The organism is Nonomuraea sp. NPDC052129 (assembly GCF_040680095.1).
In the GTDB taxonomy this organism is placed as follows: Bacteria; Actinomycetota; Actinomycetes; order Streptosporangiales; family Streptosporangiaceae; genus Nonomuraea.
On sequence record NZ_JBFAVX010000004.1, the window covers coordinates 372,841 to 392,536 of the forward strand.

The 19,696-nt window shown below is 65.7% G+C and carries 21 protein-coding genes; 12 read left to right on the forward strand and 9 right to left on the reverse strand.

Going from position 1 to position 19,696, the window contains the following annotated elements:
- Nucleotides 1-6: 6 nt before the first annotated feature.
- Together AB0L53_RS13010 and AB0L53_RS13015 are read left to right on the forward strand one after the other, a co-directional pair.
- Entirely contained in the window at nucleotides 7-684 is a 678-nt protein-coding gene (locus tag AB0L53_RS13010) for a polysaccharide deacetylase family protein (RefSeq protein WP_363993088.1), read from the forward strand.
- 19 nt (nucleotides 685-703) lie between these two features.
- Nucleotides 704-2,170, forward strand: a complete 1,467-nt coding sequence (locus tag AB0L53_RS13015; protein WP_363993089.1) for a hypothetical protein — start codon at nucleotides 704-706, stop codon at nucleotides 2,168-2,170.
- A 4-nt stretch (nucleotides 2,171-2,174) separates the two neighbouring features.
- Here the strand turns inward: AB0L53_RS13015 and AB0L53_RS13020 are convergent, their stop codons facing one another.
- The 3 genes from AB0L53_RS13020 to AB0L53_RS13030 all read right to left on the reverse strand — a co-directional run bounded on the left by AB0L53_RS13020 (nucleotide 2,175) and on the right by AB0L53_RS13030 (nucleotide 4,133).
- The gene (locus tag AB0L53_RS13020; protein WP_363993090.1) at nucleotides 2,175-2,537 is read right to left on the reverse strand and encodes a helix-turn-helix domain-containing protein; all 363 of its coding nucleotides are present in this window, start codon (nucleotides 2,535-2,537) and stop codon (nucleotides 2,175-2,177) included.
- Nucleotides 2,538-2,667: 130 nt separating this feature from the next.
- Nucleotides 2,668-3,534 carry a nucleotidyl transferase AbiEii/AbiGii toxin family protein gene (locus tag AB0L53_RS13025; RefSeq protein WP_363993091.1) on the reverse strand — a complete coding sequence of 289 codons (867 nt, stop codon included), beginning with the start codon at nucleotides 3,532-3,534 and terminating at the stop codon, nucleotides 2,668-2,670.
- Complete coding sequence (locus AB0L53_RS13030; RefSeq protein WP_363993092.1) at nucleotides 3,531-4,133, reverse strand: hypothetical protein; 603 nt, start codon at nucleotides 4,131-4,133, stop codon at nucleotides 3,531-3,533. The genes AB0L53_RS13025 and AB0L53_RS13030 overlap by 4 nt, the downstream gene beginning before the upstream one ends.
- A 236-nt stretch (nucleotides 4,134-4,369) precedes the next feature.
- Between AB0L53_RS13030 and AB0L53_RS13035 the strand changes: the two genes are divergently transcribed.
- Together AB0L53_RS13035 and AB0L53_RS13040 are read left to right on the forward strand one after the other, a co-directional pair.
- Nucleotides 4,370-4,936, forward strand: a complete 567-nt coding sequence (locus AB0L53_RS13035) for an RNA polymerase sigma factor (RefSeq protein ID WP_363993093.1) — start codon at nucleotides 4,370-4,372, stop codon at nucleotides 4,934-4,936.
- Complete coding sequence (locus AB0L53_RS13040; RefSeq protein WP_363993094.1) at nucleotides 4,933-5,934, forward strand: CU044_5270 family protein; 1,002 nt, start codon at nucleotides 4,933-4,935, stop codon at nucleotides 5,932-5,934. The genes AB0L53_RS13035 and AB0L53_RS13040 overlap by 4 nt, the downstream gene beginning before the upstream one ends.
- A 14-nt stretch (nucleotides 5,935-5,948) precedes the next feature.
- Here the strand turns inward: AB0L53_RS13040 and AB0L53_RS13045 are convergent, their stop codons facing one another.
- On the reverse strand, nucleotides 5,949-6,797 hold the full coding sequence (locus AB0L53_RS13045) for a helix-turn-helix transcriptional regulator (RefSeq protein WP_363993095.1): 849 nt from the start codon (nucleotides 6,795-6,797) through the stop codon (nucleotides 5,949-5,951).
- Between the two features lie 132 nt (nucleotides 6,798-6,929).
- Between AB0L53_RS13045 and AB0L53_RS13050 the strand changes: the two genes are divergently transcribed.
- From AB0L53_RS13050 to AB0L53_RS13070, 5 genes are all read left to right on the forward strand, one after another.
- Nucleotides 6,930-7,529, forward strand: coding sequence for a short chain dehydrogenase (locus tag AB0L53_RS13050; RefSeq protein ID WP_363993096.1), 600 nt, complete (start codon nucleotides 6,930-6,932; stop codon nucleotides 7,527-7,529).
- 221 nt (nucleotides 7,530-7,750) lie between these two features.
- Complete coding sequence (locus AB0L53_RS13055; protein ID WP_363993097.1) at nucleotides 7,751-8,503, forward strand: class I SAM-dependent methyltransferase; 753 nt, start codon at nucleotides 7,751-7,753, stop codon at nucleotides 8,501-8,503.
- On the forward strand, nucleotides 8,500-11,133 hold the full coding sequence (locus AB0L53_RS13060) for an SUMF1/EgtB/PvdO family nonheme iron enzyme (protein ID WP_363993098.1): 2,634 nt from the start codon (nucleotides 8,500-8,502) through the stop codon (nucleotides 11,131-11,133). Before AB0L53_RS13055 ends, AB0L53_RS13060 begins: the two co-directional genes overlap by 4 nt.
- Nucleotides 11,133-11,417 carry a hypothetical protein gene (locus AB0L53_RS13065; RefSeq protein WP_363993099.1) on the forward strand — a complete coding sequence of 95 codons (285 nt, stop codon included), beginning with the start codon at nucleotides 11,133-11,135 and terminating at the stop codon, nucleotides 11,415-11,417. Before AB0L53_RS13060 ends, AB0L53_RS13065 begins: the two co-directional genes overlap by 1 nt.
- Nucleotides 11,414-12,634, forward strand: a complete 1,221-nt coding sequence (locus AB0L53_RS13070; protein ID WP_363993100.1) for a hypothetical protein — start codon at nucleotides 11,414-11,416, stop codon at nucleotides 12,632-12,634. Before AB0L53_RS13065 ends, AB0L53_RS13070 begins: the two co-directional genes overlap by 4 nt.
- Here the strand turns inward: AB0L53_RS13070 and AB0L53_RS13075 are convergent.
- Nucleotides 12,627-13,085 carry an ATP-binding protein gene (locus AB0L53_RS13075; protein WP_363993101.1) on the reverse strand — a complete coding sequence of 153 codons (459 nt, stop codon included), beginning with the start codon at nucleotides 13,083-13,085 and terminating at the stop codon, nucleotides 12,627-12,629. The genes AB0L53_RS13070 and AB0L53_RS13075 overlap by 8 nt on opposite strands.
- 567 nt (nucleotides 13,086-13,652) lie before the next feature.
- Between AB0L53_RS13075 and AB0L53_RS13080 the strand changes: the two genes are divergently transcribed.
- The 3 genes from AB0L53_RS13080 to AB0L53_RS13090 all read left to right on the forward strand — a co-directional run bounded on the left by AB0L53_RS13080 (nucleotide 13,653) and on the right by AB0L53_RS13090 (nucleotide 15,234).
- Nucleotides 13,653-14,516 carry a helix-turn-helix transcriptional regulator gene (locus AB0L53_RS13080; RefSeq protein ID WP_363993102.1) on the forward strand — a complete coding sequence of 288 codons (864 nt, stop codon included), beginning with the start codon at nucleotides 13,653-13,655 and terminating at the stop codon, nucleotides 14,514-14,516.
- Nucleotides 14,413-14,784 (forward strand): DUF397 domain-containing protein, encoded by a 372-nt coding sequence (locus tag AB0L53_RS13085; protein ID WP_363993103.1) that lies wholly within the window; start codon nucleotides 14,413-14,415, stop codon nucleotides 14,782-14,784. Before AB0L53_RS13080 ends, AB0L53_RS13085 begins: the two co-directional genes overlap by 104 nt.
- A gap of 219 nt (nucleotides 14,785-15,003) precedes the next feature.
- The gene (locus tag AB0L53_RS13090; RefSeq protein ID WP_363993104.1) at nucleotides 15,004-15,234 is read left to right on the forward strand and encodes a hypothetical protein; all 231 of its coding nucleotides are present in this window, start codon (nucleotides 15,004-15,006) and stop codon (nucleotides 15,232-15,234) included.
- Between the two features lie 407 nt (nucleotides 15,235-15,641).
- On the opposite strand, the gene AB0L53_RS13095 is transcribed toward AB0L53_RS13090, so the two are convergent.
- The 4 genes from AB0L53_RS13095 to AB0L53_RS13110 all read right to left on the reverse strand — a co-directional run bounded on the left by AB0L53_RS13095 (nucleotide 15,642) and on the right by AB0L53_RS13110 (nucleotide 19,580).
- On the reverse strand, nucleotides 15,642-16,547 hold the full coding sequence (locus tag AB0L53_RS13095) for an alpha/beta fold hydrolase (RefSeq protein ID WP_363993105.1): 906 nt from the start codon (nucleotides 16,545-16,547) through the stop codon (nucleotides 15,642-15,644).
- 3 nt (nucleotides 16,548-16,550) lie between these two features.
- Entirely contained in the window at nucleotides 16,551-16,751 is a 201-nt protein-coding gene (locus AB0L53_RS13100) for a MerR family DNA-binding transcriptional regulator (RefSeq protein ID WP_363993106.1), read from the reverse strand.
- Nucleotides 16,748-17,527 (reverse strand): alpha/beta hydrolase, encoded by a 780-nt coding sequence (locus AB0L53_RS13105; RefSeq protein ID WP_363993107.1) that lies wholly within the window; start codon nucleotides 17,525-17,527, stop codon nucleotides 16,748-16,750. Before AB0L53_RS13105 ends, AB0L53_RS13100 begins: the two co-directional genes overlap by 4 nt.
- Before the next feature lie 193 nt (nucleotides 17,528-17,720).
- Nucleotides 17,721-19,580, reverse strand: a complete 1,860-nt coding sequence (locus AB0L53_RS13110; RefSeq protein WP_363993108.1) for a CocE/NonD family hydrolase — start codon at nucleotides 19,578-19,580, stop codon at nucleotides 17,721-17,723.
- Between the last annotated feature and the right edge of the window lie 116 nt (nucleotides 19,581-19,696).

A 19,696-nucleotide genomic window follows, 5' to 3' on the forward strand; every position in this document is an offset into this window, starting at 1 on the left:
GCGCATGTGGTGATTCACGGCATACTTGCGGCGTCATTAGCGCTGACGTCACTCCCCGCGACAAGCGCTCACGCGGAGATCGATTGCAGCCGGGTCAAATGTCTGGCCCTGACCTTCGACGACGGCCCGAGCGTCCATACGCCGAAGCTGCTCGACCTGCTCAAAAAGGAACGCGTCAAAGCCACCTTCTTCCTGGTCGGCGCGCAGGTGGAGAAATATCCGAGCATCGTCAGACGGGAAGCCGCCGAAGGCCACGCCATCGGCAACCACACCTATTCGCATCCGTCGCTGCCCACGCTGCTCGACAACGAGATCCTGGCCGAGATCCAGAACACCCAGGAACTCATCAAGGAGCAGACGGGGACGCTGCCGAAGATGTTCCGCCCGCCGTACGGGGCCACCGACGATCGGGTGCTGGGCCTGGCGGGGTCGCAGAACCTCTCGCAGGTGCTGTGGACCGGTACGACGCTCGACTGGAAGCTGCGTAACGTAGCGAAAATCAAGGCGGCCGTGTTCCGGTTAGCCAAGCGGGACGGCGTGATACTCATGCATGACGTGGTGCCGCAGACCGTACAAGCCATGTCGGCGATCATCAAGGAGCTAAAGAAGCGCGGCTACCACCTCGTCACCGTGCCGACGCTGGAGCGCGGCAAGGGGATGGAAGCCGGGGTGAGTTACCCCTGAACCGCCTGGATCGGGAGCTATGCAGATCGAAATCGCCAAGCGCCGGCGATGGGTGCCACTCGGGACGTTCGTCGCTATTCAGGCCGTTCTCGCCTGCTGGTGGGCGGCGTTCTATCCCGGGCTGTTCAGCCGCGATTCGGTCCTCTACCTAAGCCACACCCTCGTCGGTCCCTGGGTGGGCGACCACTCGGTCCTCTACGACTCCCTGCTGTGGCTCAGCTTCAGGACCACCGGTGACCTCGGCGCAGTCACGTTCCTGCAGACCACGGCCATGGCGGCGGCGCTCACCTACCTGACGGAAGCGCTCAAGAACCTCGGCGCGCCGCGCAGGTCGACGACGGTGGTGGCGGTGCTCCTGCCGCTGGTGCCCACGGCCGGCGCGTTCACGGTCACGCTCTGGAAGGACGTGCCGTTCACGATCTGCGCGGTCGCCATCGCGGCCGCCTGCGCCGCGATGGCCGCCGACCGTACCGTCACCTACCGCAGGCTGCTCGGGCTGGGCCTGCTGATGACCGCCCTGGGGCTGTTCCGGGCGAACGGCTTCCTCATCGTGGGCGTCGCCATCGTCGTGCTGCTCGTGATCGTCTCGGCCATGCGCGTACGGCTGGCGCTGGTCGGCACGGTGGCGGCGGCCATCCCACTGCTGCTCAACAACCTGCTCTTCCCCCAGCTCGGCATCGCGGCCCCGTCGAAGACGTACGTCTACCACACGGCCTTCGGCGACATCGCCGTCGCGTACCGGGACCATCCGGAGCTGTTCACCGAGCAGGACAAGACCCTCATGACGGCCGTCGCGCCCCTGACCAGGTGGACCGAGGGCGGCAACTGCTACACGATCAACCCGCTGATCTGGCGGCGTGACTTCAGCTGGCCGCAGGCCGACGCGCACGCCGGTGAGCTGCTCGACCTCTGGAAACGCCTGCTCCTCCAACAGCCCGCGATGGTGGTCGACGCCAGGCTGTGCCGGGGCGCGATCGCCTGGAAGCTGTTCGGCGACGACACGGTCGAAGGCGGGCGGACCTACCGGTTCTCGCTGCGCCCCAACGCCGACACCTACGTGGGACCCAACAAGGTGCCCGATTTCCAGGGCCGCTGGGTCTACTCGCTCCGGCCGATGTCGCAGGAGCTTTACCAGAGGGCGAGCTCATGGCTGGCCACCGCCGAGCAGCCGCAGTATGACTGGCTGCTGTGGCGGGGCGCGTTCTGGTGCTACCTGTCCTATCTGGCCGTGGCCCTGGGCGCGCTGGCGCAGCGCAACCGCTATGTGATCGCCGTGGCGGCGCCGGTGATTGGGCAGCAGCTCGCCATCCTGGCCAACATCTCCGCCCAGGACTTCCGGTACATGGCCTCACCGATCCTCATCGGCGTCCTGCTGGTCCCGCTGCTCATCGCCTCCATCGGCCGGCTCGTCCGACGCCTGCCCCCTCGGGAACCGGCGTCGACCTCGACCTCGACCTCGGCCGAGCAGGCGGAGACGCCGGCTTAGCTCGTCAGCCGGCGGCCGCGTGGCGAGCGTCGTAGCGCTCGCGGGACTCCGCCACGCTCGCGCTGTGCCTGATCGACCAGTTGGTGAAGGTCAGCATCGCCTCGTGGAGCTCCAACGCCATGGGCGTGGCCGCGTACTCGACCATGGGCGGGACCGTGGCGTAGACCGTACGTTCGAGCAGGCCGTCACGTTCGAGAGCGCGCAGGGTCAGGGTGAGCATCCGGCGGCTGATGCCCTCGATGAGTCGCTCCAAGTCGGTGAACCTGACCGGCCCGTCCGACGCCGCCACGAGGATCTGGATCGCGTACTTCCCGGCGATCCGGTCGAGGACCTCGCGCGGCGTTACAGCGGTGTTCTTGTGAAGCATGTCGCTGATGGTCACACACCATGACCCACTGTTACAAGTCTTCGTCAAAGCCGCTTCACGCCAGCAGATCCACATGGTCTTGAGGCTTCGTCCGTGATGACGGGCAACTTAACCGAAGGCTTCGGCGAAATTAGGGCTCGCTGTTGCGGCTCTGCGCCCGCACCCAGAAGGCGCGAAGCAAGTCGAGCGCACTGGCACAGTCCGGGCTTGCGCACGTGAGGTTCTCGGCGAGCTTGGGATAGTCGATCTTCCAGGCGGGAGGTGGATCGGGGATAAGCAGCGGGACCGAGTGGGTAGCTCGTACAGCGAACACGTGGCGCACCACCTCGAGCAAGTCACCGTCGGCGGGGAGACCGTCCTCGATCAACAAGATCAGATCAACCAGATCCTTCACCCTGGTGTTGGGCCGTGAGTCGTAGTCCCGGGTGAGAGCGTGCAGTTTCTCCGCGAAGTGCTGGCGACGATCAACCGAGTCGATCATGCGTGGCGGAATATCAGCGAACGCGAGAACACCTGGCAGCAAGATCCGCTCGGTCGCTGCCAGCTCCTCGTCGCGCAGCACAATGTCCAGCCGGATCTGGGCAAAGCTCTTACCGGCGAGAGCACTGTCAACAGAGAACCGCCACCCAGGCCGTCCAGCCGTATCCGCGTCCAACGAGGATGGCCGCCCGACAAAGAATACGAAACCATCCAGGTCGACGTCGGTTGCCAGGGTCTCGATCAGTTCCTCGCGTAGGGCCTCGCCATCGCATGGACCGTCTCTGAGCGCCAGATCGAGGTCCTTCGTGGCCCGCGCTCGGCCACCGAGACGAAATTCCAAGGACGTGCCACCCTTGAGCACCCAGCGATGTTCGACAACCGACAGCCTGACGGAGATCCGATCGAACACTGCGACCCTCCGCAGACGACCGAGGTCGGTTCCGGTTTCGTCGGCCTGGCGCTTGAGCCGAGCCTCCAAGGCGCGTCGGAGATCCACCGAGGTCACGTAGCGGCTCATGTGAGCTCCGCGCGAATGGCTCGCTCCACCGAGAGCTCGGCCCGGAAGCCGACTCGCTGCGCAGCCCTCAGAAGTTGCCCCTTGGTCGCGCCACCGCGATCGAGCAGATCAGCGACGGCGGAGTCGATCACGTCCTGATCGACTCCGTCCGCAGCGGACTCCGCGATGGCCCGCATGGGTCTCGTCACCCGAAATCCTTCATGCTCTTCCACCTCGTCACTCGCCAGCTCCGCTCGGTGAAGGATTACCAAGGAACTTCGCCGACGGAAGCCGGGCGGGACCGTCAGATGGATCCGAGCGGGATTGGCGATGCCCAGATCATGAACCGCGAGAGCAGTGGCATGGGACACGACCGCGCGTCCCTGACTCCACAACGCCCAGGGGACGAGGTGATCCTGTTCGCCCGATGGGAGATCGGCGAACTCCCGGAAGCGATAGATGCCGCGATCGATGCGCGTCCAGTGACCGCGACTGGCCTGGAAGTATTGCGACTGGTAGGAGTAGCCGTCCTCAAGGGCTTGCGCTGCGGTGAAGTAGCCATGCTGGTGCGCGGCCCGCCGCCAGAGCCGCACACGAGGCGTGTCTTCACCTGACTCCACAGCCCCAGGCTAGCACCTAACAGGGATTTTTAGTTTGACGTAGATCTAAAACATAAAACTAAAAATAAGTTATAGCTGCGAGCGCGCTCAGGCGGCACCACGGCAAGGCCAGTCCGCTTCCTGACTGCCCTGCCGTTGCCGACCTGATGGCGCATGGGCTGCTCCTACAGTCGTGAACACTTCCCGCCCGATCGGTGAAGGAGAGGTGTGAACCCAAGGACCGAGAGGTGACCGCGATGTCACGGGCGCTCCCCGCGCAGATCGGCGACGCCGTGATCATCGAACAGTCATGGGGGGAGCCCGAACGCTTCTCCACCATCTTCGACCGCTACTACCCCGAGATCCACGACTACGCCGCACGCAGGCTGGACAGCGCCTTAGCCGACGACATCGCCGCGGAGACGTTTCTCATCGCCTTCGACAAACGCACCGGCTACGACCTCGCACGCCCCGACGCGCGGCCCTGGTTGTACGGCATCACCTCCAACCTCATCGCCCGGCACCGCCGCGCCGAAGTACGCCGATACCGGGCGCTGGCCAAGGCCGGAACGGAAAGCCCCATGGAGGACCACGCCGACCGAGTCGCCGGGGTGGTGGACGCGGGCGCGCGCAAATCCCGGCTCGCCCAGGCCCTGGCCGAGATCGCCGACGGCGACAGGGATGTGCTGCTCCTGATCGCCTGGGCCGAGCTCACCTCCGAGGAGGCGGGCAGCGCACTCGGCATTCCGGCAGGAACGGCACGCTCACGACTGCACAGGGCCCGCAGGAAGATCCAGGCCGTACTGGGAGAGGACGAATCATGAACGACTTGGAGACGCTGCGTGAGGCCTGGGACCGCCCGGATCCCCCCTCGCCCGCCGCGCAGTCAGCGGCCAGGGCCGCCCTCATGACGCGAGCCGCCAGGCCCCGCCCCAAGCGCAGGTGGGCGATGCGGGCGCTGGCGGTGGCCGCCTCGGCGGTGGTGATCGCGACGGGGGCGACCGTGTTCCAGTCTGTGGGAGGAAGGGGCGGACAGCCGACGCTCCCCGCCGCCAACGCGCAGGTGGTGCTCGCCAGGGTCGCGGCGACGGTACAGAAGAAGGACTTCACGCCGCCACGCGACGATCAGTGGATCTACACCGAGATGCGCACGCGGAGCCACGAGAAGGGCCTCATGGACAAGCGGCTCACGCCGCGGACGCCGTTGACGAGCACGATCAAGGAGTTCTGGACACGCGCCGACGGCAAGCGGGTCGGTTACATGACGGGTGGCAAGCTGATGACCACCAACCCCGGGGAGCGGACGCCGGAGAACACCTACTCGATGGTGGCCGCACTGCCCACTGACCCTGACAAACTACTGGCCGAATTCCGCAAGATCCACTCTGTGCGGGGCGGAGATCAGGACGACTGGATCTTCCTGCGGTTCGCCGTGACCCTGGGTCAGAACGTCCCCCCGCCGGCTCAGGAGGCCGCCATCTTCAAGGCGATGGCCAAGCTCCCCGGAGTGAAGGTGAACGAGTCTGCGGTGGACAACGAGGGCCGTGCGGCGCTGTCGGTCTCTCGCGTCTCCGACGGGTGGCTCAACCGCGAGGTCCTGCTGGACCCGTCGACGTACGCCTTCCGAGGCAGGCGCGAGACCGCGGTGGCGGATCACGAGGAGCGAAACCCGCGGCCGGGAGAGAAGGTGTTCACCGTCAAGGACGGCAAGTCCGTTCCGGTTCCCTCCCGTGTGCTGTGGAGCGTCGAGAAGGGAACTGTCTGGCTGGCGTTCACGCGCACCGTGGTGGGCGTCGTCGACCGGGCCGGGCAGAAGCCATAACCGTTGTCCGAGCTTCACCAGTCCGCGGCCCGGAGCAGCCGCAGGGCGGCCTCGGACGCTGAGCCCGGTTCGGCGTTGAACACGGCCACACGCTGCCCTTCGTCGTTCGGCAGGGTCATGAACTCGGCCATGAGCGCCATGGTGCCCACCATGGGGTGATGGTAGGTCCGCGTGTCGGTGCCGCAGTCGCCGACGGAATGCGCGGCCCACAGTTTCGCGAACTCCGGGCTCCCGACCGTCAGCTCGCCTACGAGGCCGGTCAGGCCCGGGGCACCGGGATAGCGGCCCGCGATCAGCCGCAGGTCGGCGACGGTGGAGCGCGCCTTGCGCGTCCAATCGCCGTACAGCTCGCGCATGTGGGGGTCGAGGAACAGCATGCGGGCGATGTTGGGGCGTTCGGCGGGCCGGCTCGGCGCGTCGAAGTCGAGGTGCCCGGCCAGCAGCGCGTGCGCCATCGGGTTCCACGCGAGCACGTCGAGGAAGCGCCCCATGACCAGCGCGGGTGCGTCCCTGAACGAGTCGATCATGACTTGTACGCCCGGCCGTACCCGCTCAGGCTTGACCGCCCGGCGCCGGGTCCTCGCCTTCGGCCGGGCCAGTGAGTAGAGGTGGGCGCGTTCGGCCTCGTCCAGACGCAGGACCCGGGCGACGGCGTCAAGCACGGCGTCGGAGGCGTTGGGACTCTGGCCCTGTTCGAGACGGGTGTAGTAGCCGGCACTCACCCCGGCGAGCTGAGCCAGCTCCTCACGCCGCAGGCCAGGCACCCGGCGGCGGCCCCCGAACGTGGGAAGCCCGGCGTCCTCGGGCCGCAGCCGCGCCCGCCTCGACCGCAAGAATTCGCCCAGTTCACCATGTACGTCCATATCTCCCAGTGTCACGGACCAGCGGCTGTGGAGCCTGCACCTGCCAGGTGTACCCCCGGCGGAGGGCTGGATGAGGCTCACCGTCGGCCGCAGTCTGGTTTCCGGTTCGCTTTAGACGGAACGGGAGAAATAGTGAAGATCATTGTGATCGGTGCGACAGGGACCATCGGAAGTGCGGTCGCCGAGGCGTTGGAGGCGCGCCACCACGAGGTGGTGCGCGCGTCGCGCCGAGGCCCGGTACGCGTGGACATGACCGATGCCGCGTCGATCGACACCCTCTTCTCGCAGGTCGGCCAGGTGGACGCGGTGGTGTGCTGCGCGGCGAGCGGCGGCCTGACACCACTGGACACGCGCTCGGACGCGGACTTCTGGGGCAGCGGGCTCGAAGGGAAGCTGATCGGACAGGTGAACCTGGTCCGGCGAGCGCTCACTCACGTACGGGACGGCGGATCCGTCACGCTCACCAGCGGACGGTTCGCGGAGCCTGTCCCGGGGAGTTCGCTCGGGTATCTGGTCAACTCGGGCTTGGAGGCGTTCGTACACGCTGCCGCGATCGAGATGCCGAGAAGCGTTCGCCTGAACACCGTCAGCCCCGACTGGGTACGCGAAACCCTCCTCGCCCTGGGCATGGATCCCGCCGCCGGCACTCCGGTGGCTGATGTCGCGCGCATCTATGTGGACGCCGTGGAAGGCCCCGCCCACGGCCGAACCCTTTTGGTGAACGTGTCCTGAACACCCCACCAGCTCCAGTGGCCATCGACCTCACCAGGCAGTGCGACCTGCTGTAGCCACGCGAGCCCACTCCGACATACAGGATAAAGCTGGACCATTACCTGCAAATGTCCGCCAAAACCTCTATCGCTTCATACCAGACGACCGGTGCTCCTTGACGACCATTACCGATCATCAGATGCTTGGGCTTGCCTGGCGCCTCATCACCAAGGGAACGTCTCGTGCAGAGCGATGCTACTCAGGGCCACTACGAACGCCTCGCGGACAAATACGACGAGAACTGGGCCTACAGTCCGGAATTCACCTTATGGATGACCAGCAACCTTCTTAGTCGTCTAACCCCAAGTCTCGAAAAGTCTCGTCTCCTGGACGTCGGGTGCGGAACGGGCCTCTATGCTCGCGACCTGGCAGCCCATGCGAACGTTGTGGTCTGTGCCGATCTCTCCCCCGCGATGTTGCAGCGCCTACCCGCCGACGAACGTCTGATCCCGCTGCTGGCGGGAGCCGAGGACCTCGCTGGAGGCCGCGTACAACTCCCGCACGATGACTACGACGGCATCCTCATGAAAGAAGTGATCCACCACCTGAACGATCCGGCTCAGGTACTCGCTGGGCTGTCTCGCGTCTTACGACCGGGTGGGCGGATCCTCGTGGTCATGCTGCCGAGTGACATCGACTATCCGCTATTCGGCGCCGCGCTGGATCTCTTCCGGGAGCGGCAACCCGCCCCACCGGACATCGCCGCTGCGATGCGCCGCTGCGGGCTGCAGACGGAGTTGACTTACGACGAATTCCCGCTCGTATTCAGCGTAGAGCGCTACACAAAAATGGTTCGGAATCGGTACATGTCGCTGCTGGCCAGCTTCAATGACTCCGAACTAGAAGCGGGAATCTCCGAGATCCGCCGCACAAATCCAGGTCCTGAAGTACGGTTTCCGGACCGGTTCGCCTTCGTACTCGGGGTGAAAACGTGAGCATCGAGCTTGACAACCGCCTGTTCCAGCTCAGAAACGAGTTGGACGATCACTCCCGGGTCGCCCGCTATCTCGGCCTAGACTTCGAGCGCCCGATCAAGTCTCTCGGCGACGGTTACCCGGAGAACGCGATCGCCCTGGTAGGCAAGATCACCGAGCGGATCCTCAAGCAACTGTGGCGGCACCACAATGTTCCCGGAGACCCCGGCGGCAAGGCGCTGAGCGAGCTGATCAAGGGCGCGCAGCCGTACATCCGCAGCACGAACGTTCTCGACTCCCTCCGCGACATCCAGCGGCTGCGGAACCGATCCGCCCACGACGGATACGAAATCGCCGAGGAGGATGGACTCGCGGCAGTCCGCCGCCTGCTGGACGTACTGGCATGGTTCAGTAGCACTGGCAGCGGCATCCTGAGCGGGGACGTGCCCAAGCTGACCCCTGAGGTGGTCGTCAAGGCCGAGTTCCTGGCCGGGCTCTACGTGACGCTCGGATTCCAGCCGGTCAAGCGATTCGAGCTCTCTCGTAACACCGTCTACCAGCTGTTCTTCCGCGAGCAAGGCCTGCGCAGCGAGTACGTTGAGCTGCTGCTGAGCAAGAGCGTCGACGATGTGATCCAGGTCCTGGACGCCACCGACGGCGAGCTCCTCCAGACTAAGCTGCCCAAACTCACCCGATTCCTCGTCCTTGAGGAGAACGGCACCAGCCAGGCGTCGAGCCCGCTGGGCGGCGATTACCGGATTCTCACCTACGACCGTTTCATGGATGCCTTCGTCAACCTGGATCGGCACCTGACCGATGTCGTGGGCTCGTATCCGGAACTGCTGGACGCTGAGCGGCTGACGATCTCCGGCGATCTGCTCACCACCGACGAGCGGACAGGCGAACAGCAAGTGACCCGGGTTGGCGCGGCCGATCAACTGCTGGATGACGTGGCGGCTTCAGGAGGCAATCTCTTGATCGTCGGTAGATCCGGGAGTGGGAAGACGACGCTGCTCAAACAGCTGGTCGCACGATCGGTGGCAGCCAGCCGACGTCGCTATCGCTTCTACTTCGACATGAGCCTCAAACGGCCGGACGAACAGTTCCGAGACTTCGTCACGCGCTCGCTGACCCCATACATGGAGGTGGAGAGCACACACGTCTTTGAGGTGTTCAACTACTTCGCCCGCGCTGGCTCTGTACTCTGCGCGCTGGACGGCATCGACGAGGCGGTGCCGTCCACCACCCAGGCCGGGTTCCTTGAGCTGTTCTCCGAGATAGCGCAGGTGCTGTCGGCCGAATCGGCGGTCGTCACCACCTCCCGTGTGTCCTTCCTGGAGGACTCCCCGCAGGTACGGCGTCTGCTGGACGGCACCGCCTTGGTTTCGGAGAAGCTGGTTCAGCAACTCCACGCCCAAGGCGTCAATCCCCTGCTCGTGCCATGCTTTTCCGCACTGCGCCTGCACGATGTCACCGACGCGGCAACACCCCTGGAAATACGCCTGGCAGAGGACCTCGATCTGGGCCGCGATAGTGATCTCCCCCACCTGTCCGAGCTGGCTTGGCAGCACATCACCAGCGCTGCGGATCCCACCCTGCTGCCGTCGCTCGTCTCATACTTCGGGGCTGCCTTCTTGCGCGGCCGTACGGTGTTCCCCTTCGTCGATCTCGTCAACGACCTGGGTATCGAACTGTTCGAGGGCGGTCGGCTGACCTTCGATTCCTTCCGCTTCCGGCCGCTGTTCCGGCACGCCGGACCGTCCGCGGTCGCCTTCAGACACAGTGCCTACCAGGAGTTGCTGGCCGCCGAGCACCTGCGCGAACCGACGGTCCGTGAGGCTTTTCTCAACACGAACCCGCGCCTGACCGAGCAGGTCCGCGAGTTCCTCTACCGGCGATCCAGGGGGAGATCCGAGGCCGCCGACGACTGCCTCCTGCAAGTCGGCGTCTACATGGTCGGGCCAAGCCACCATCTGATGCTTCGGCGCGTCGAGCGGCCGGTCCGCTTCGATCGCCTTCCCGTCACTGTCGGCCGTTACAACCGCTTCCTGGAGGCGGTCCGCCAGCATGGTTCCGAGGAGTGGGATCACCCGGCCAAACCTCCCGAGTCCTCTCACGAACCATGGCAGGAACGGCTGCGGATCCCGGATTACTTCACCGACCCGGCATACGAGAATCTTCCAGCGGTCTGCGTCAACTACTGGAGCGCCTTCGCCTTCGCCCGGTTCGAGGGTAAACGCCTGCCCACGGCCTTGGAGTGGGAGGCGGCTGCGCGAGGAAGCGACGGTCGGTTGTTCCCTTGGGGTGACGACATCGACCTGAGCATCGTCAACAGTGCGGACTCCTGGAGCGGCCGCCCGCTGATCACGTACGAGGCGTGGCGCGCGGAACTGGATCGCGGAGGCTTGAGCCAGGCCATGCCCGGCCCGGTAGACGCGCATCCGCGTAACATCTCCCCGCTCGGGGTCCAGGAGATGGCCGGGAACGTCTGGGAAATCACCGGCACCGTGCTAGAGGACCTGAACGAGGTCGTCATCTGCGGAGGCTCCTACGACAACCCCTACCGAGCGCTGCAGACGTCATCCAAAGGGCTGTTCCGGCGGCGGGGTTGCAGCAACGCGGTCGGATTCCGGTGCGTTAAGGAGTTGTGATGGCTGCCGAGCAGACCTCTGAGACGACCGGTCACCGTTTCGGATACATCGTGGATCGCATGCCGCTCGGGAGCGGCCACGGCGGACGTCAGGGCACTTACATAGTCCGCGATGCCGACACTGACACGCACCACTCGTTCATGTATGCAGACATCGTCACCGAAGGGTTCCGCACCATCCGTACCGGCGAGCGGGTGCGCTTCCTGGTCGATCCGGACAACCCGGAACAGGCCTGCTACGTCATCCGTCTGGATCTCCCGGACGTCGAGGACTACTACCGGTGACCCGACTCGCCCGGCAGGCCATCGTCGTCGTCTACGAGGCTCGTTTCCCCACCACTCCTACCTGGGCCAAGGGCCCCCTGATCCTCCAGCATCGCCAGGTTCGCTCCACTGCCGAGGCACGCGGCGAGTACTTCAGTGTCAAGGCCGCCCGAGTGCTGTACGGCGACACCGATTGTCCTAAACGCTGGCACGACCCTTCGCATCGCGTCATCGGCGACATCGAGATCACCGGGATCGAAGCCCTGCGAACCGTCGATCAACCGGACGCCTGTGGACTCGTGGCCATCCACCTGCGGCCCAGGCGAGGCATCGCCATCGCACTGCTTCGTACGCTAGCCGGTCGGAGGGATGCTCTGCCCGCCCTCTTCGACCCGCAGGAACTCATCGACGGCCAAGCCACCATCCAGCAAGGATTGCGGCCCTTCACTGTCTCCTTCGTTACGCCGGTCAAGCAGGGTCTGCCTCGTCTCTACCGCCAGCCGCGCTACTGGCGCTGGCCTCCTGCGCAGCAGTGGTTGTGGGCCCTCGCCTCCCGGACCGACCTGACCGACTATCCCCCGGATCCCAAGAACCTCGAACCGGTGGACAGTGAGGTCATCCGGCTGTCCAGCGACTGGCATGCCGTGGTCCTGCGGGACGGGATGGGTGTCATCGGCATGCGACCGGACCAGGGGCGAGACGACTCGTTCTTCGGCTATGCCGAGCTCTACCTGCGCTCGATCTATCTCGACGCCGTCCTGCTCGGTGTACTGCAAAAGCAGGGCCTGACGCAGTTGGAGGAGCGCATGGCCGCCGCTCTCGACTCCTCAGTGTCAGCAACGATGGCCGAACTCGAACAGGAGGTCAGCATTTTCCGACACCGGCTGTGGGGCCAGCACCTGACCCCCCACGGGATCCCGAACCGTCTTCTGACCGCCTACCAGCGTGAGCATGCCCTGCGGGAACGCTTCGAGCAGGTTCTCACCGAGATCAGCGACTTCAACCGACTGGCCCGCGACGACGAGAACAGGCACGTCAACAGCGCGGTAGTCGTGTTCACTCTCGTCACTGTGCCTGCCGGCATCGCTCTGGCGCTATTGCAGGTGCTGCAGACCAAGAATCCTTGGCTGTTCGTTGCGGTGGCAGTGGCTTGCGTGGGCCTCACCGCATTCCTCCTGAGCACCCGGTCCGCCCGGGTCGCTTTCAGGTCTCTACGCAACCGCGTCACCCTCAAGTGAGGCATGTGCCTGTCGCACCCATACCCAGCAACCCCGACGCGCCGCCGGCATCCAGCATGGCCACCTCCGCCCACACCAAGTTCCATCGCAGGGCCACAGTGCGTGTCCCCCACCGAGTCGAGGTCTGCTGGACCAGCCACAGCCCACGCCCGTGGCAGTCACAACCGTCGGGTTCCCGCGGTTTTGGCACGGTCAACGCCCCTTCGTCGAGCACCTCGATTCTGGCCAGCGCGTCACCGACCTCGAAGACCGTCACCATGACCACGCCGCCAGGCCGTCCCGACCTGGTGTGCAGCACCGCGTTCCCCACCAACTCGCTCGTGACGAGCCGCACACCGTCCGTCTCCCGATGCCCGGCCGCCGTCAGCGCGTCCGTGACCCAGCGACGAGCCAGGGGCACCGAACGTACGACGCCTGGAAGCGTCATCTTCACCAGGGCGTGATCGCTCACCGCGCAACCTCCCGCACTCGTTCGGGCGCGCTTTCGTCGAGCGCGTCCACCCACCGATCACGCCCTCGCCCCCATGTGAAGACCCAGCGCTCGCCCTGCAGCGCGGCCCGTACGAGCAACGACCCCGACGCTCGCCGGACAGAGATACACGGTTCGGCGCGTCGCGGTAGCTGGACCGAAACGGCCAGTCCTCGCACTCTCAGCGCCCATGCCAGCCGAGCCAGGTAGAGGAACTGTTGCTGCTCCTGGCTCGGCGGCGTTGGGCTCGATCGCGTCCCATCATCTTGCTTCCGCGTACGTCGCATCGCTCGACCTGCCCTTCGAGTATCGGACTCAATCAGAACGAATGTGTACCTAGTTCAGCCTGATAAAACCGGCCTTTAGGGTCGACAAAGCAATCCGCTCAGCAACAAAAAGGCCAGGCCACGCAGGGGGTAATGCCAACCTCTTCCATGCAGAGTGTGCATGGCCCCTAACTCTCAGTGCAATAGATATAGCAGAATGCACTTAGTACAAGTTGTGGAACCAAGATCGACCTAGGAGACTTGGCGTACTCACGGAGGTGGAATGACCGCTCAGCGCAGCCCGTCAGCTCGCCAGCGCCGCCTGGCCGCCATCTTGCGCAGTTTGCGCAAAGAGAAGGGAATGTCCCGCGAGGTAGTCGCGGAACGGCTCGGATGTTCGCCGCCGACAATCACTCGCATAGAAGCGGCCCAGACCAGCGCCCGCATAACCGACGTGGCCATGATGCTGGAGATCTACGGAGTACCAGATCATACGAAGGAGATACTCCTTCAGCTGGCCCGTGATGCGCGGAAACGCGGCTGGTGGGACAAGATGTCCGACACGATCCCCGAGTACTTCCAAAGCTACGTGGGCCTTGAAGAGGACGCGTCCTCGATCTCCGGCTATGAGAGCGAGTACGTCCCCGGCCTGTTCCAGACGGAGGAGTACGCGCGCGCCGTCATCAATGCAGAGCCGACTCTGCCTCCCGAGGAGGAACTGACCAGCAATCTCTCAATCCGGATGAAACGGCAAGAGCGTCTAGTTTCGGCGAAGCCGCCCGAGATGTGGATGGTGCTGAATGAGGCGGTCATCCGACGAGACGTGGGCGACGAGGGCGTCATGCGCCGTCAACTTCAGCGCCTTCTTGAGCTGTCGTCGCAGAACTTCATCAACATCCAGATACTTGCTTTCGACAGCGGAGCTCATCCAGCGATGAACGGCGGATTCCGCATCCTGAAGTTCCCAAAGCTATCGGATCCAGACATCGTGTACCTTGAGTACTGGAGAGGCAGTATTTTCCTAGAAGCCCCAGATGACGTAGATGACTACAATCGACTATTTGATCATCTTCGCGCAAGAGCACTTGGGCCCGATCAGAGCCGACGCCTCATCGAGCAGGCAGCAGGAGGATCTCGTGAACCGTAGGCGAGACGAAGATCTGGAGCAGCGTTCCCGTACGACGTGGCGCAAGTCTAGTTTTTCCAATGGAACGGGTGGAGATTGCGTCGAAGTGGCACTAGTCGATGGCACCGACCATAAAACGCTCGGGACAGCACACAAACCCGGCATGGGACCTTTGATTGCACTACGCGACTCCAAGGACCCCGACGGCCCCAAGCTGTACTTCACTCGTAGCGAGTTCGCAGCATTCCGCCACGGACTCATGGCAGGCGAGTTCGACGACCTGATCTAGGGCCTGACCGGAATGACGTCTCGCCACTCTGTCGCGGCCCGTCCAGGTGGCCGCGCCCTTCTCGTTGCCCTCGGCGTCGGCCATATCGGCGCGTGCTCGTCAGTAACCAGGCGACCGCCCGCGACGATCGCCGCGACACGTCGCCGCCTGCCCCGACGGGCCGCACACCGAGCCTCGGGTTAGTCGCTCCTGGTCAGATCGGCCGCCTAACCTCGTGTCGTGACCGTGCACGAGCTCTCCCGCGCCGACGCGCGCCGCATCGCCGTGCGCGCCCAGCTCCTGGGCAGCTCGCGGCCGACTGAGCTGCTTGATGTGGCGCGCCAGCTGACCCTGCTGCGAATCGGCCTGGTCACCGCAATCGCGCCGAGCTCCGACCTCGTCGCGTGGAGTCGCCTCGGGTCCTCGTACGCGCCGACCGAGTTGGACACCGCGCTTGAGACCGGACGCTGATCGGGCTTCGAGCGATGATCCGGCCAGCGAAGATCTCGCGCTGTACCGCGCCAGGATGGCCGAGCGACCCGGGAACGGGAGCTGTCCCCTTGGCAGGAGCACCGTCGCGACTGGGTGTGCGTCAACGACGCGTGCCGTCTGGACATTCTCGATCGGCTCGCGTCCTCAGGGCCGCTGCCGTCGCGCGATCTTCTGGACACCTGCAAGATGCCGTGGGAATCACTGGGTGAACCAACAACCGCAACGTTACGCAGTTTGTGGATCTTCGATTTGGTCTTTGGGCAGGGTGCTGGGTCGGCGGTCACTCCGGTCCAGCGAGGAGCGCAGCAGCGTCTCGACACGAGCTTCCAGGCCCCGCCCGGCCGTGTGAAGGCTCGGCACCGGCGCCTCGGACGGTTCTCCCCGAATCAGGGTCGTCGACCGGTGTGGGCGATGATCGTTGCTGCGAGGGGCGACACGATCGCGAGGGGCAGTGCGTGGCCGAGACCGGGTACCGTGACCAGAGTGGCGTTGGGGATGGCGTGCGCCAGCCGGGTGGCGTGCGGGGGCGGGGTGATGGGATCCTCCGGCGCGTCGATCACCAAGGTGGGCACAAGGACGTTCGCGAGTTCGGCTCCGCGCTCCATGCCCGACTGGTCGGCCAGGGCATGGGCGGCGGGGCTGTGCCAGGTGCCGCTGTGGGCGGCGATCCTACGTTCAAGATCGGCGAACTCCTCGTCGTCGAAGAGCAGGACGTCACCGTTGAGGACCCTCCAGTGCTCGACGCGCCACCGCAGCTCCGTCTCCGGGTCGCGCTCTTGGCCGAGCTCCGCCCACAGAGCGAGCAGCCGGGGGTCGGGCCCGGGCAGGTCGTCGTCGGAGATACCGGGGTCGGTGGCCGCTCCGCCGAGCAGCGCGGAGCCGAAGATCGTGGCGCTCATCAGCCGGTCCGCATGGTCGAGGAGGAGCAACTGGACCAGGGTGCCGCCCAGCGACATCCCGACCACGTGAGCGCGTTCGATCCGCAGCGCGTCGAGAATCGCGATCGCGTCGTCGGCCAGCGCACGGATCGGGTAGGGACGCTCGTGGAAGGCATGGGTGGAGCGTCCGGTGTCGCGGTGGTCGTAGCGGACGACGAAGTGCTTCCGGGACAGCAGCTCGACCAACTCGTCGGGCCAGCCCAGCCCGCTTGTGTTGGCTCCCATCACCAGCAACAGGGCGGGACGCTCCGGATCGCCGGCCATCTCCGCCCAGAGCCGATAGCCGTCCGCGACATCCACGAAGATCTCAGTGCGGCGAAGTCCGCCGGTCTGCGAGTCGGTCACTCGGGCCATGTCTCACTCCTCATAGGTTGGACCCGCCCCGGCCACGGTGCGGACCTGGGCCGGCCGTGGCAGCTCGGCCGAGGCGTACCGTCGGCGGCCGGAGACGTCGCGGGCCGGTTGGTCGACCAGGCCGAGCCGGTGGTGATGTCGCACGGTCTGCACCATGGCACCGGCGAAGGCCGCGGCCTGGCGGATCGTCAGTGCGCTGGTCATATCTTCAGGCGCCCTCCGCGGTCAAGGGCGGCGACCTCGCGTACGGCCTCGGCGATGGCGCGGAAGTCCTTACGCAGGATCGCACCGTGGTTGCCGGCGACCTTCGCGCTGATGTGGATGCTCGGGTTGCGGGCGGTCACCGTGTCAAGGCTGGCGCGCATCCGTTCTTGCTCGTCGCTGCGGCTTCCGAAGGACGTACCCGAAGCGACTACATACCGCGCCGGGACGGTGATGTTGTTCAGCACGGGGCCGAGCGCGCGCTCTCGGGAGATCACGCCGAGCTCGATGTTGCTGTTCGCCTGCTCATCGGCGGTCATCCGCGGGGCCATACCGAATGGGCGCAGCAGCGGCCAGAACCAGCTCATCCGTCGAAACAGCTTGCGGATCCGCTGTTCCATGGCCTCATCGAGCCAGTCGTGCGGGTACGCGCCGTCAACCAGGACCGCGCCCACGCTACGCTCGGGATTCCGGCTGGCCCAGTGCGCCGCGACCGCCGCGCCGTAGGACCAGCCGACCAGAAGCGGCCGGTGCACACCCCTGGCCCCGAGAACGGCATCGACATCGCGGATGTTCGTCTCGAATGAATAGTCCGCCGAACGCTGCGATTTGCCGCGGGCCCGCATGTCGTAGGTGATGTGCCGCCACCCCGTCCCCAGTTCGGCGATGACCCTACGCCATTGCGGCTGAATGCCGAACTGGCCGTTGAGGTAGACCACCGGGACACCGGGACCGCCGGTGTCGGTCACGGCCAGCGCCGTGTCGTCGACCGGCACCATGCCGGACCAGGTCGCGTTGGCTGGGTTTGAGGTCGTCATGGGTGCTCCTTCGCATCTGTGAACGATGTACCGCGATCGTGTTCTTCGCCGTCCAGCGGCATGCCGTGGTGGCAGGTACGGGCAAGGACGTCCGGGACGTCATGCGTACGGTCGCGACCACGCCGGCCGCGACCGTACGTGAAGATCGATCGAGCTATTCCGCGCTGGACGTGCCGGCGACCAGCGGCAGCGAGACCGAAGTGCCGGCCAGGTCGACGGTGACCTTGGTCCCGGTGCCGGGTTCGGCGTCGGTGATGTCGTCGTTGGTCCCGGTCAGCACCAGGCCCAGCCGGTGCCCCGCCTTGAACTCGTAATCCTGCGGCAGCATCTTCCAGGTGATCTGGTACGGCTTGCCCGGCGTCAGAGGTGTCTGGCGGTTGAGCGACTTGTGGTTTTGGGCGTCCAGGATTGCGCGGGTGACCACCTGGAAGCCGGAGGTCACCGTGTTGTCGGCGGCCCTGAAGTAGCAGCCGTCGTCATCGGCCGTGCTCTCGCCGACGCAGTCCTCGCCGCCGATGAACTTGAGGCCTTGCCCGCCGGCGGGATCGACGCCGTGGATGCGGGTGTCCTGGCCGTAGTCGACGAGCAGGACGCCCAGGTTGGCGGTCGGCTTGTCCAGCTTGAGGCGCAGGCTCACCGACGGCGTTCCGGACAGCCGTATCGCGCTCTTCAGCGGCGGGGTCAGGTAGGCCAGCCGGTTGGCGTTGGTGGTGGCAGGATCGCCGGCCATCGCCACCTCGGTCTGGGCGGTGTCGAGGTAGCTGCCGGTTCCGGTCGATGGCTTGCGGCCCAGTGAGCCGTCCTGCCCCGGTCGCAGGGTCACCGTCCGCGTCGGCGTCGGCCAGTCGGCCTGAGTGATCCAGCGGTCCGGGCCGAGCTGTACGTCAACGCGCGGCCGGCGCATGACGTCGTTCGGCACGCCCATCAACTCGTGGTCGAACCACTGGTGCAGGGTGTCGACCCACACGTCGCGGCGGGCATAGAACGGGTCGAGGTGCCCGTACTGCGTCACCCACACCTTGCGCTGCACGTTGCGTGGCAATCCGGCCCACCAGGTGGAGAACTGGTCGGCTCGCACGTTCCGGTCCTGCATTCCTACTACCGTCAATACGCTGGCACGCACGTTGCGTGCCTTCGATATCGGCCCAGTCCGATAGTCGCGCTCGCGCCAGAAGGCGTTGTAGTTGCCCGTCTCGTCGTCCGAGCCGGCGGCCAGCTGCCGGCGCACCGCCGCGCATTTCTCCTCCGGATCGAGGTCGACCCGGTCGGCCTGCCACCCCGGCCCGCCTTTGAACCAGGTGAGGGTGCCGTTCGCGCGCCACATCCCGTACCCGCTGCTGAACCCCGCGACCGGCACGATCGTCTCCAGCCCCGCCACCCCGGTGCCGGCGACCCCCATGGCGAGGGCTCCCTCATACGACTGGCCGATCATCCCGGTACGCCCGGTGGTCCAGGTGGCTTTCACCGGATCGCCGTTGTCGTCGTAGGCGGTCGCCCGGCCGTTCAGCCAGTCGATGACCGCCTTGCCGCCGAGCACGTCGGACGCGCCGTAGGAGGTGGGGCAGCCGTCCGACAACCTGGTGCCGATCATGTCGACGGACACGAACGCGTACCCGCGCGGCACGAAGTAGTTGTCGTAGAACAGCGGAAACTTCGTCAGGTTCCCGTCCGCGTCGTACTTCTTGTGGTCCAGTTCGAAGCCGACCCCCGGTTCGTCGTAGTACGGGCTTTCGTGCATGATCACCGGGACCTTGAGCCCGGAACCGGTCTCTTTCGGCCGGATGATGTCCACCCGGACCAGGTCCTTCTTGCCGTCGCCGTCGCTGTCGACCGGCGACTGCACCCGAACGTGCTCACGGATGGCGTCCTGGTAGGAGAAGACGGGCTGCGTGAGCCCGCCGGAGATCTCGACCGCCGGCTCCGCCGTCGCGGATGCGGCTGGAGCCCCGGCGACTGCGAGTGCGGTCGCGAGTACGACGGTGGCGAGGGAACCTCGCCGTTGTGAGATTGACATGTGTGCCCCCGTTAAGCGGTGTCGATGGGAGAAAAGCAGGGAGGCCGGATCCGCCCAGCACAGCGGGGGCGGGTCGGATCACGGCGCGATACCCGGCGGTGGGCGCCGGCCAGGCG